This window comes from Microbacterium resistens (assembly GCF_021172025.1).
Lineage (GTDB): Bacteria > Actinomycetota > Actinomycetes > Actinomycetales > Microbacteriaceae > Microbacterium > Microbacterium resistens.
In genome coordinates, this window is sequence record NZ_CP082781.1 from 2,206,640 (window position 1) to 2,217,949 (window position 11,310).

The 11,310-nt window shown below is 69.8% G+C and carries 11 protein-coding genes; 3 read left to right on the forward strand and 8 right to left on the reverse strand.

What is annotated here, in order from left to right; translation table 11 throughout:
* Window positions 1-42 precede the first annotated feature (42 nt).
* The 5 genes from K8F61_RS10555 to K8F61_RS10575 form a co-directional block, all read right to left on the reverse strand.
* The gene (locus K8F61_RS10555; RefSeq protein ID WP_067242944.1) at window positions 43-894 is read right to left on the reverse strand and encodes an ABC transporter permease; all 852 of its coding nucleotides are present in this window, start codon (window positions 892-894) and stop codon (window positions 43-45) included.
* Window positions 887-1,696 (reverse strand): ABC transporter ATP-binding protein, encoded by an 810-nt coding sequence (locus K8F61_RS10560; protein WP_231818966.1) that lies wholly within the window; start codon window positions 1,694-1,696, stop codon window positions 887-889. The genes K8F61_RS10555 and K8F61_RS10560 overlap by 8 nt, the downstream gene beginning before the upstream one ends.
* Entirely contained in the window at window positions 1,693-2,811 is a 1,119-nt protein-coding gene (locus K8F61_RS10565) for an ABC transporter substrate-binding protein (RefSeq protein ID WP_067242941.1), read from the reverse strand. The genes K8F61_RS10560 and K8F61_RS10565 overlap by 4 nt, the downstream gene beginning before the upstream one ends.
* Before the next feature lie 383 nt (window positions 2,812-3,194).
* Window positions 3,195-3,776, reverse strand: a complete 582-nt coding sequence (locus K8F61_RS10570; protein WP_231818967.1) for a TetR/AcrR family transcriptional regulator — start codon at window positions 3,774-3,776, stop codon at window positions 3,195-3,197.
* A complete protein-coding gene (locus K8F61_RS10575) occupies window positions 3,766-5,247 on the reverse strand; it encodes an APC family permease (RefSeq protein ID WP_231818968.1) in 1,482 nt (493 codons plus the stop codon). Before K8F61_RS10575 ends, K8F61_RS10570 begins: the two co-directional genes overlap by 11 nt.
* A gap of 139 nt (window positions 5,248-5,386) precedes the next feature.
* Between K8F61_RS10575 and K8F61_RS10580 the strand changes: the two genes are divergently transcribed.
* Window positions 5,387-6,541 (forward strand): DmpA family aminopeptidase, encoded by a 1,155-nt coding sequence (locus tag K8F61_RS10580; protein WP_231818969.1) that lies wholly within the window; start codon window positions 5,387-5,389, stop codon window positions 6,539-6,541.
* Window positions 6,542-6,571: 30 nt separating this feature from the next.
* On the opposite strand, the gene K8F61_RS10585 is transcribed toward K8F61_RS10580, so the two are convergent.
* Window positions 6,572-7,057: an Lrp/AsnC family transcriptional regulator gene (locus tag K8F61_RS10585; RefSeq protein ID WP_231818970.1), complete on the reverse strand. Its 486-nt coding sequence runs from the start codon at window positions 7,055-7,057 to the stop codon at window positions 6,572-6,574.
* Between the two features lie 134 nt (window positions 7,058-7,191).
* On the opposite strand from K8F61_RS10585, the gene ald reads away from it, so the two are divergent.
* On the forward strand, window positions 7,192-8,283 hold the full coding sequence (gene ald, locus K8F61_RS10590; protein ID WP_231818971.1) for an alanine dehydrogenase: 1,092 nt from the start codon (window positions 7,192-7,194) through the stop codon (window positions 8,281-8,283).
* Between the two features lie 251 nt (window positions 8,284-8,534).
* On the opposite strand, the gene K8F61_RS10595 is transcribed toward ald, so the two are convergent.
* The gene (locus tag K8F61_RS10595; RefSeq protein WP_231818972.1) at window positions 8,535-9,374 is read right to left on the reverse strand and encodes an ABC transporter permease; all 840 of its coding nucleotides are present in this window, start codon (window positions 9,372-9,374) and stop codon (window positions 8,535-8,537) included.
* On the reverse strand, window positions 9,371-10,399 hold the full coding sequence (locus K8F61_RS10600) for an ATP-binding cassette domain-containing protein (protein ID WP_231818973.1): 1,029 nt from the start codon (window positions 10,397-10,399) through the stop codon (window positions 9,371-9,373). Before K8F61_RS10600 ends, K8F61_RS10595 begins: the two co-directional genes overlap by 4 nt.
* Window positions 10,400-10,534: 135 nt before the next feature.
* Between K8F61_RS10600 and K8F61_RS10605 the strand changes: the two genes are divergently transcribed.
* Window positions 10,535-11,305 carry a TetR/AcrR family transcriptional regulator gene (locus tag K8F61_RS10605; protein WP_231818974.1) on the forward strand — a complete coding sequence of 257 codons (771 nt, stop codon included), beginning with the start codon at window positions 10,535-10,537 and terminating at the stop codon, window positions 11,303-11,305.
* Window positions 11,306-11,310: the final 5 nt, after the last annotated feature.

Sequence of the window (11,310 nt, forward strand, 5' to 3'; positions counted from 1 at the left end):
CCCGGGGACGGGCGTCCCCGGATCGGCATCCGGACGGCGAGGTCAGCCCTTGGCGGTGACCTCTCCTTCGCTCCACCACAGGACGCGCTTGCGCACCAGGGCGAGGAGGACGATGAGGAGGACGCCCAGCACGCACAGCAGGGCGATGCTGGCCCAGGTGACGGGCAGGTTGGCCTGCGCCGCCGAGGTGGTCACGAGCGATCCGAGCCCGGCCTGCTGGCCGGCCGCGACGAACTCCGCGACGGCGGCGCCGACCACCGCGAGCGGCAGGGCGATGCGCAGCCCCGCGAACACGTAGGGCATGCTGCCGGGGAAGCGGAGCTCGCGGAAGATCTCCCAGCGGCTGGCGTGCAGCGTCTTGAAGACGTCCAGGGCGCGCTGGTCGACGTCACGGAGGCCGGCGAGCGAGTTCACGAGCATGGGGAAGAACACGACGAGCCCCGTCACGATGAACTTCGGCACCATGCCGAAACCGAACGCGACCACGAGCGCAGGCGCGATGGCGACGATCGGCGTCACCATGACGATGATGACCAGCGGCATCACGGCGCGCTCGATGATCTGGAACTCGGCCATCACCACGGCGAGGAGGAAGCCAGCGATGATCCCGGCCGACGCCCCGACGACGACCTCCAGGAGCGTCACGAGGAAGTTCGACCCGTACATCGGGGCGTCCTCGACGAGCGTGGCCCCGATGTCGCCGAGGCTCGGGAGCACGTAGGGGTTCGTCGCCGCGACGATCTGCCACAGCAGCGCCGCGATCGCGAACGTGATGAGGGTGGGCACCCACGCGCCCCAGCGCAGCCACGGCGGGACGCCCCGGCGCGGTCCCCTCCCGCGGGCCTCGGCCGTGGCGAGCGTCGCCGTCGTGTCTCGGATGGTCATCTCAGACATGCGCCTTCTCCGTCTGCGCGCGCAGCGCACCGCGCACGGTCTTCTCCAGGTCGCGGAACGCATCCGTCGCGTATGCGTCCTCGGTGCGCGGCCGTGGCAGGTCCACGTCGATGATCTCGGCGATCCGGCCCGGGTGGGCCGCCATGACGACGATGCGATCGGACAGCATGATCGCCTCGGGCACCGAGTGGGTGACGAACATCACGGCCTTGCGGTTGGACTGCCAGAACTCCAGCAGGGCGATCCGCTGCAGGTCACGGTTCATCTCGTCGAGGGCCGAGAACGGCTCGTCCATCAGCATGATCGCGGGATCGAAGACGAAGGCCCGTGCGATCGCCGCCCGCTGCTGCATGCCTCCGGAGAGCTGTCCCGGGTACTTCTTCATCGCGTGGCCGAGGCCGAACGTGGACAACAGGGTCTCGGCGTTGCCGAGCGTCCGCGACCCGCCGCCGCCCGCCCCGTTCCCCCGGCGGTTCACGGTCAGCGGAAGCTGGACGTTCTCCAGCACCGTCTTCCAGGGAAGCAGCGCCGGGGACTGCGGCACCAGCCCGATCTTCTTGTCCCTCGAGGCCGCCGTGACGCTCTCTCCGTCGATCGTGACGCTGCCGGAGTCGGCGTCGAGGAGGCCCGCGACCACTTTCAGGAGGGTCGACTTGCCGCAGCCGCTCGGTCCGATGACGGAGACGAACTCCCCCATCCCGATCGTGAGGCTGACGTCGTCGAGCACCGTGACCCGGCGCCCGTCGACCCCGAAGGACTTGGTGACGCCGCGGACCTCGACGCCCGCGCCCTGCCCGGTCACTTGCCGGCCTCCGGCCAGATCAGCGCGTCGCCGTCGTAGAGGTCGGCGACGAGGTCGGCGTCCATCATCTCGGCGATCTCGGGGACCGACTTCACGTTCCCGTACTTCTCGACCAGCGCGTACTCCGGCTCCCACATGGCCTCGGTCTGCACGCCGGGGTTCCCGCCCTTGCTGTTGCGCACCCATTCCGACTCCACGGCCCACGTGCGGGCGAGCTGGTCGCGCGGGAAGGCGGCGCCCTGGTTGTTGTCCTCGGCGAGCTTCGCGAGGGTGTCGATGCAGGCGTCGGACTCGTCGAGGCAGTACTGCAGGGCCTTGAGGGATGCGCGCATGAAGTCGGCGGCGACCTCGCGGTGCTCGGCGAGGAACCGGGAGTTGACCTCCATGACGTTGTAGGTGCCCTCCACGCCCTCGTCCTCGGGGAGGAACTCGCTGAACGGGAGCCCCTGTGCCTTGAGGGACTGCGGCTGGTTCGAGGCGTAGCCGACGATGGCGTCGACCTGCTCGCGCACCACGACGGTCGGATCGTAGTTGGTCATCTTGATCATCTCGACCTTCGACGCGTCGACGCCGGCGTTGTCCAGCATGGCCGAGGCGATCGGGGTGAGGTTGATGAAGTAGCCGAGCGATCCGCCCTCGAGGTCCTTCAGGCTCGTGAGCTTCTCGTTGCCGAAGATCGAGAACGGCGGGGTCGTCCCGTAGGTCGCGACGGCCGTGAGGTTCTTGCTGTTCGCCGCCGCGAGCATGACGTCGGAGGCGGAGCCGAGGGCGGTGAACTGCGCCTGCCCGGAGGCGACGAGCTGCTGACCGTTGGCGCCCGAGGCGTTGATCTCCACGTCCAGGCACAGCTCGTCGAAGTAGCCGAGCTCCTGCGCGAGGAAGACGTCGAGCTGCCCGGCGCTGGCGGAGTAGCCGTATCCGGAGATGTAGGTGATCGTGCCCGCATCCTGATTCCTCGTGCAGGCGTCGGCGTCGACGGCTGCGTTCGGAGGCTGGGTTCCGCCGGTGCTGGGCTGGGCCGACGAGCAGGCGCCCAGCGTCAGGGTGGCAGCGAGAACACACGTCAGGGTGGCGGCAGTGCGGAATCGGGTCCTGTCCGCAGGGGAGAGTGCCATGGTGGTCCCTTCTCGGCCGTTCATCGTTGATGGCTAGATCAAGCTAACATAGTCAAGGTTGACTAGACAAGATTGAACGTCGATGTGAGCGCCCCACCTTCGCACGAGCTCAGGGCGTGCGACGAGTTCCCTCCCCAGTGGAACGATCTTTGTCTTATTGCACACCAGTTGCTTGGTGCCGAGCCCGGTGTCTTCATACAATCGGTTCAGGCGTTCGCCGTCGGCACTTGTCGGACGTCGTCTTTGCATTCCAAGGCCGGATCGCGACGCACCTCTCTGCTGCGGTCCGGCCACGCAGAGAGGATTCCCGGCGGCGGACGCCTCCCGCGCCCGTCGACCGCCTGTGGAGCCGGGGACCGCCCGCGCGAGGAGCCGCCTCCGAGTCAGAGGGTGACGGCGAGCAGGCGCGACGCCATGGCGCGCAGGATCTCCCGGTGCTCCTCGACACGGTCCTGGAACCCGATCAGGGCCCACAGATCGAAGCCGTCCTCGAGAGCCACGAGCGTCGACGCGATCCGGCGATGCGCCAGCCCCGGACGGAACACGCCCGTGGCGACGCCGAGGTCGATCGTCGCCTCGTACAGATCGATCTGCCGCTCCACCACGGCGCGGTGCAGGGACGCGCGTTCCGGATGGGTGCGCGCGTGGTCGATGTGCTCATAGATGAACCGCAGGGCTCCGTCGACCTTCTCGGGCACACCGGTGTCAATGAGCAGCCGCAACCGCTCCACCGGATCCGTGACCGTCATGATCGCCTGGCGCCGGAGGTCCACGTACTGCTCGATCACGCTCACGAGCGCTGCGCTGACGAGCGAGTCCATGTCCCCGTAGTGATAGATGACGGAGCCCGGGCTCACCCCGGCCTCCTCCGCGACCGCGCGGGCGCTCAGCGAGGACGCGTCACCGCGGGACACCACCCGGATGGCGGCTTCCAGCAGCTCCCGCCGTCGTCGCTCACTCGACACGGTCAACAACGATAGTCGTCGTCCCGATGTCCTGAGCCAGCCCGTCGAAGCGCGCAGGGTCGGTGCGACGCCAGCGGTTCGCCAGCAGGATGCCGGCGACGAAGAGGATCGGGGTCGGCAGGATCAGGGCGATGTTCTGCCAGGCCCCCTCCAGCCCGCTGATGATGGAGAAGTTCGCCACGATCGCGATCCAGGCGACCGTGAGGCCGAACGCGCCGATCGCCGGGGCGATCAGCACCCGCCACGGACTGTGTCCGCGGCGGTCCTTCGCGAAGTAGGCGACGACGGCGAGCGCCGCGACGGCCTGGGCGAAGATGATCGCCGCCACCCCGATCGCGTAGGCGATGAGACCGAAGACGAGGAACACGTCGGCGCCGGTGACCGCGACGACGATCAACGGCACCGCGGCGATGCAGGAGACCGTCAAGCTGGCCTTCGACGGCGATCCGTGGCGAGGGTGGACCTCGCCGAGGTACGCGGGAAGGACGCGATCGCGCCCGAGCGAGAAGATGTACCGCGCCGAGGAGTTGTGGAACGCGAGCACGCAGGCCAGGAAGCTCGTGACGACGAGGACCGCGATCACCTTCGCCGCCCAGTCGCCGAGATACGTGGTGGAGGCGATGAAGATCATGTCCTGGAAGTCGTCCTCCTGCGCCGCGAGGAGCACGCCGTCGACGCCGAACGCGACCGTGTAGATCCAGAACACGAACGAGTAGAAGGCGCCGAGGAACCCCACCGCGATGTAGGTCGCCAGCGGGACGGTCCGCTTCGGGCGCTTGGCCTCCTCGGCGTAGATCGCGGTCCCCTCGAACCCGACGAACGCCCCGAACCCGAGGACGAAGAGCGCCGCGGCGCCGGGGACGAACAGGAGCCCCGGCTGGTAGGAGCCGAGGGACATCGGCTCGGGGCCCCCGTTGACGAGCGCGGCGACGGACAGGATGACGAGGATCCCGACCTCGCCCGTGAGGATGACCGCGAGGACCCGCGCCCCCGCTTCGGCGCTGCGATGCCCGAGGAACGTGACCACGCCCCAGGCGAGCGCCGAGCCCACGAACCAGTGCACCTCGATCCCGAAGATCGTGCGCATGCCGATGGCCGTGAAGAAGCCGATGAAGCCGTAGAAGCTGCAGGTGAGGACGACGTAGGCGAAAGTCGTCACCGCGGCGACGCCGAGCCCGGCGGGCCGCCCGAACCCCTTGCCGACGTACGCGTAGAACGCCGCGGAGTTGGTGACGTGGCCGCTCATCGCCGTGAAGCCGAACGAGAAGCAGATCAGCACGACGGCGCACACGAGCATCGCCAGGGGGCCGCCGAGCCCGCCGAGGCGGTAGGACGTGGCGCCCGCGCTGGCGGCGACGGTGAGGGGAGCGGCGGCGGAGACCACCAGGCAGACGACGGCGAAGACGCCGAGCCTTCCACCGGGAAGCCTCTGCACCCCAGGGCGTGCGGTCTCAGGCTGGAGCTCGGTCATCGGAGGCCCTCTCGTTCCACGTCGGACGAATTTGAACACTCATTTAAATGAGTCGGAGAGCCGGTGTCAATGGTTTCCTGCGGGCGTCTGGCACATGCTGCACTTGCGTTCAATATCCATGCACGCCAAGAATGGACGCATGCAGCCAGCCCCTCCCTCCCCCCGCGCCCGCGACCTCGGTCTCCCGTTCGACGGACGCCCCGGCCCCGTCAACGCGATCACCGACGTGTCCGGCGTCGAGGTCGGCCACGTCACGCTCATCTCGGGGGACGGTCCCCTGCGCCGCGGCGAGGGACCGGTGCGCACGGGTGTCACGGCGGTGCTTCCCCGCGGGAAGGCGGCGCTGGACGCACCGTGCGCCGCAGGGACGGCGGTGCTCAACGGCAACGGCGAGCTCACCGGGCGCGCCTGGATCGACGAGTCGGGCCTGCTGGAGACGCCGATCATCACCACGTCCTCCCACGCGGTCGGCGCCTGCCACAGCGGCATGGACTCCTGGCTGGCCGATCATGCGCCGCGGCTCGCCAACCGGTGGATGCTGCCGGTCGTCGGAGAGACCTGGGACGGGTACCTGCACGACATCAACGGCGGGCACGTCCGCCCGGAGCACGCCCGGCGAGCGCTCGACGTCGCCGTCGGCGGGCGGGTCGGCGAGGGGAACGTCGGCGGCGGGACCGGGATGAACTGCTACGGGTTCAAGGGCGGGATCGGCACGGCCTCGCGCGTCGTGGACGTGCTCGGCGCGCCGCGCACCGTGGGGGTGCTGCTCCAGGCGAACTTCGGCGCCCGTCACGAGCTGCGGCTGCGCGGCATGGACCTCGGGCGAGGTTCGGCCGCGCCGTGCCCGATGGCGGCGGAGCCCTGGCTGGACGCCGATGACGCCCGCGTCGCCGCGGCGCCCGGTGCGGGCAGCGTCATCGCCGTGGTGGCCACGGATGCCCCGCTCCTCCCGTCGCAGTGCGCGGCGTTGGCCCGACGCGTTCCGCTGGGCCTGGCCAGGACCGGGACGACGGGCGGGCACTTCTCCGGCGACATCTTCCTGGCCTTCTCGACCGCGGACGCCGACGGGCTCCGCTCGTCGATGGGCGAGACACGCCCGGTGACGACCATCGCCGCGACGCCGTGGGGGGCGATCGACCCGCTGTACGCGGCCGTGGTCGAGGCGACGGAGGAGGCCGTGATGAATGCGCTGGTGGCGGCACGGGACATGGTCGGCCGTGACGGCCACGCGAGCTTCGCGCTCCCGCACGACGAGATCCGTGCCGCCGTGGCGGCCGCGCGGCCGGCCGACTGAAGCCGCACGCGCCGAACCGCGCGCGGCGGCTCAGAAGGAGGCGGCGACGGAGTTGCGGTGATAGTCGAAGATGATGCTCGTCCGGGTCGAGGCGACGCTGCTCTGCGCCGAGAGGTGATCGACGACGAACGCGCGCATCTGCTCGGAATCGGCGACCGCGATGTGGAGCAGGAAGTCGTCGTGACCCCCGAGGAAGAACATCTGGATCACTTGCGGCAGCGCACGGACGCGATCCTCGAAGGTGACGATGCTCTCGCGGCGGGCGCCGGGACGCAGCGTCACCCCGATGATCGCCTGAAGTCCGGCTCCCAGCAGCTTCTCGTCCACGCTGGCGTGGAAGCCGGTGATCACGCCCCGCTCCGTGAGCGACCGGAGTCGCGCGTGCGCGGTCGACGGCGCGATGCCCAGCCGCGCGGCGAGCTCGGCGTTCGTGATCCTCCCGTTCGTCGACACGAGGTCCACGATCCGCGCATCGACGGCATCCAGCGCGGGCGCCCGAAGAGGGTTCGGCGTCATTTCCCCAGAAGAGTCATCCATGCGAATGATTCTTCCGGATACGCTGCGTATGTCGAAGGTTCTGCGGAGAATGTGTACTCGTGCGCGTTTTCTTGCGATGCTATGCGACGACAAAATCGCCGTCAGGAGGATCGATGAGGATCGCTGTCCCCACCGAGGTCAAGAACAACGAGAACCGGGTCGCGCTCACGCCGGCCGGAGCCGACCGGCTCGTCCACGAGGGGCACCGGGTGCTGGTGCAGTCCGGGGCGGGACGGGGGTCGGGCATCGCCGACGACGCGTACCGTGCCGCCGGAGCCGAGATCGTCGACACCGCCGAGGAGGCGTGGGGCGCGGCCGACCTGCTGCTCAAGGTGAAGGAGCCGATCGCGCAGGAGTACGGCTTCCTGCGCTCCGACCTCACCCTGTTCACCTACCTCCACCTGGCCGCCGACCGCGCGCTCACCACTGCCCTCGTCGAGGCGGGCACGACGGCCGTCGCGTACGAGACCGTGCAGCTGCCCGATCGCAGCCTGCCCCTGCTCGTGCCGATGAGCGAGATCGCCGGCCGCCTGTCGGTGACGATGGGCTCCTATTCGCTGCTGCGCTCGAACGGCGGCCGCGGCATGCTGCTCGGCGGCATCGCCGGCACCCCGCGCGCCAAGACGGTCGTGATCGGGGGCGGCGTCGCCGGCGAGCACGCCGCGGCGAACGCGCTCGGCCTGGGCTCGCAGGTGACCGTGATCGACATCTCGCTCCCTCGCCTGCGCGAGCTCGAGCACCGTTACGGCGGGGCGCTGCAGACGCGCGCCTCGAGCCGCTACGCCATCGCCGAGGAGCTCGCCACCGCCGATCTCGTGATCGGCTCGGTGCTGATCCCCGGCGCCGCGGCGCCCAAGCTCGTCACCGACGAGATGGTCGCGGGCATGAAGCCCGGCTCGGTGCTCGTGGACATCGCGATCGACCAGGGCGGTTGCTTCGAGGGGTCGCGCCCCACCACCCACGACGACCCCACCTTCGCCGTGCACGACTCGATCTACTACTGCGTCGCGAACATGCCGGGGGCGGTGCCGGAGACGGCGACGCGCGCACTCACCAACGCCACGCTCCCCTACGTCTCGGCGATCGCGGGCAAGGGCTGGGACCGTGCCGCCGAGGACGACGCCGCGCTCGCGAAGGGTCTCAACGTCCGCGACGGTCGCATCACGGTGCCCGCCGTCGCCGAGGCGCACGGCCTGACAGCCTGAACCGGGCCGAGGACGTTTTCGTCTCGCTGCGCTCGCTCAGCGCCCGGTGGATCAGGTCAAGGGCGAACAGCAGGAGCACCGTCCCCGCGGCGAGCAGGCCGTCCGAACGAACACGAATCCCTTCCGGCGGCGACGCACGTCACCGACCGACAGGAGTGCATACCGATCCCGTCGAACCAGCGCGTACGCCCGGAGGAGTGCGCTCACGCCCCTGTGCTCCGCGGACGATTCCACGGAGCACAGGGGCGCGCTCAGCGGCGAAGATGCCGGTACGACGACACGGCGAGCGGCAGGAAGACCGCGATGATCAGCAGCGGCCAGACGATCGCGAGCAGCGGAGCGTTGTCGACGAGCCACCCCTCCCCTCCGACCACAGGGGCACCGAGGAGCCCGCGGACCGTCGTGGCGGTGGCCGAAAGCGGGTTCGCCTCCGCGATCAGGCCGAGCCACCGCGGCATCGTGGAGGTGTCGACGAACACGCTGGAGAAGAACAGGATCGGCCAGACCAGGAGATTCACCGGCATGAGCGCCTCCGGGGTCGACGCCTTGAGTCCCACGAAGATCCCGACCCAGAGCATCGCGACGCGCAGCAGGAGGAGAAGCCCGCCGACGGCGAGCGCCTGCGGCACGGTGGTGTCGGGCCGCCAGCCGAACAGCAGGCCTCCGGCGACCACGACCCCCAGGGTGATCAATGAGTCCAGGAGATCCGCGACGCATCTGCCGCCGACCACTGCGATCCCGCTCATCGGCAAGGACCGGAAACGGTCCGTGATCCCGCGTGAGGCGTCTTGACTGACGGCGGCCATCGTGCCCTCCAGACCGAGGAAGACGGTCATCGCCAGGACACCGGGCATGACGAAGTCGATGTAGCGTCCGCCGACCTCGCCGCTCAGGGCTCCGCCGATCAGCCCGAGGAACAGAGCCATGAGGATGATCGGCCACAGCCATCCGAACACGCGCGCGCCGAGAAGATGGCGCCAGTGCTGGAGGTCCCGGCGCGTGATGGTCCAGGTGTCGGCGACGGCTCGGGCGAAGGACGACTCCGAGGCGTCCGGCAGAACGGGGGCGGGGGCGGGGGCGGGGGCGCTCATCGGGCTCCCTCCTGGGCGAGCGGCGCGGTTTCCTCGTCGTCGACGACGGCCTCCAAGACGGGTTCGCCCCCGGGCCTCCGATCGGAGCGACCGGTGACCTGAAGGAAGACCTCGTCCAGGGTCGGCGTGCGCACGGCGATGTCCCGGATGCCGAGACCGGCGTCGCGCAGCGCGGCCGACGCGCCGATCAGCGACGTCGCCCGGTCGACGAGCGGCACGCGGACGATGCCGTCCTCCTCGGTGATCTCGCCGGAAGACCACGCGTCCAGGACGACCCGCAACGCACCGATGTCGGCGGGGGAGGCGGGGGCGACCTCCAGCCAGTCGTCGCCGACGCGCGCCTTGAGCTGCGCAGGACTGCCCTCCGCGACCACACGCCCACCTCCGAGCATCGAGATCCGGGTCGCGAGCTGATCCGCCTCCTCCAGGTACTGGGTGGTCAGCAGAACAGTGGTGCCGCCCCGGACGAGGTCCCTGATCGCGCTCCACACCTCCTGGCGGACACCCGGGTCGAGCCCCGTCGTCGGCTCGTCCACGAACAGCACTTCCGGAGCCGTGAGGAGGCCGGCGGCGAGATCCACCCGTCGCCGCATGCCGCCGGAATACGTCTTCACCTGACGGCCGGCGGCCTCCTCAAGCCCGAATCGCTCCAGCAGCTCGTCGGCGCGCCGCGCGGCGGTCCTCGGCCGGTAGCGGTTGAGCCGAGCGAACATCACGAGGTTCTGCCTCCCGGTCAGCGCCTCGTCGACCGCCGCGTGCTGTCCTACCAGACCGATTCGCGCGCGGACCCGGGCGGCCTGGCGCACGGCGTCCGCCCCGACGACGCGCACACTCCCGGCATCCGGGCTCAGCAGCGTCGTCATGATGCGGACCGCCGTCGTCTTACCCGCCCCGTTGGGACCGAGGAGCCCGTGCACATCCCCGCGTGCGACCTGAAGGTCAAGTCCGTCCAGCACAGGACCCGCCTTCGATCCCCGGAAGGTCTTGCGGACCCCCTCCAGCAGGATCGCCGTGTCGTTCGACATCCTCACCCCTTTCCGTGCACCGTTATGTACGGCGCACAGAAGAGGGTAGCACGAAAACGTACGGTGTACGTTATCCCGTGGGATAGCGTGATCCTGTCGACGTGACAGAGGGATCGCGAAGCAGGAAGGAGCAGCGTGACGACGGAGCGGAAGTCCGAGCCCGACCTCGTGCGCAGCCTCTATCTGCTGTGGGGGCACCATCCTCGTCCGGGACGATCCGGGATCACGGTGGAGCGCATCGTGCGAGCAGGGATCGAACTGGCCGACCAGGAGGGCATCGGGGCGACGTCGATGCGCAACGTCGCCGAGCGCCTCGGCGTGAGCACGATGGCGCTCTACAACCATGTGCCGGGCAAGGACGACCTGACCGCCCTCATGATCGACGCCGTCTACGCCGAGCTGTACGCGGAGGACGACCCGCGCGCGGCCGGGGACTGGCGCGCCGGACTCCGCGTCATCGCGGAACACACGTGGGGCCTCTACGCCCGACACCCCTGGCTGCTCGACGTCCAGGACACGCGGATCGGGCTCGGACCCCACGCGGCACGCAAGTACGAGGCCGAGATCCGCGTCCTCGACGGCATCGGACTGTCCGACCTCGACATGGAGGCGTCGCTGACGACGCTGCTCAACATTGTCGCCGGCGCCGCCCGGGCGAGTCGGAGCGACGTGGAGGTGCAGCGCCGTTCCGGCATGGCCGACGCCGAGTGGTGGGCGATCGTCGCCCCGGTGCTGGATCGCCTGATGACCGACGCGGACTACCCCGTCTCGGGGCGCGTGGGCACCACGGTGGGCCAGACCTTCGACGCCGCGCACAGCCCCCGGTACACGCTCGACACCGGCGTCGCGATCCTGATCGCCGGTATCGACCGCCTCGTCGAGGACGCGTCACCCGCCGACGGATGAGACGG

Bases quoted from the DNA above. Each gene is read 5' to 3' on its own strand.
- K8F61_RS10565 (WP_067242941.1), bottom strand. From the start codon at position 2,811: ATGGCACTCTCCCCTGCGGACAGGACCCGATTCCGCACTGCCGCCACC.
- K8F61_RS10575 (WP_231818968.1), bottom strand. From the start codon at position 5,247: ATGACCGAGCTCCAGCCTGAGACCGCACGCCCTGGGGTGCAGAGGCTT.
- K8F61_RS10595 (WP_231818972.1), bottom strand. From the start codon at position 9,374: ATGAGCGCCCCCGCCCCCGCCCCCGCCCCCGTTCTGCCGGACGCCTCG.
- K8F61_RS10585 (WP_231818970.1), bottom strand. From the start codon at position 7,057: ATGACGCCGAACCCTCTTCGGGCGCCCGCGCTGGATGCCGTCGATGCG.
- K8F61_RS10600 (WP_231818973.1), bottom strand. From the start codon at position 10,399: ATGTCGAACGACACGGCGATCCTGCTGGAGGGGGTCCGCAAGACCTTC.
- K8F61_RS10555 (WP_067242944.1), bottom strand. From the start codon at position 894: ATGTCTGAGATGACCATCCGAGACACGACGGCGACGCTCGCCACGGCC.
- K8F61_RS10580 (WP_231818969.1), top strand. From the start codon at position 5,387: ATGCAGCCAGCCCCTCCCTCCCCCCGCGCCCGCGACCTCGGTCTCCCG.
- ald (WP_231818971.1), top strand. From the start codon at position 7,192: ATGAGGATCGCTGTCCCCACCGAGGTCAAGAACAACGAGAACCGGGTC.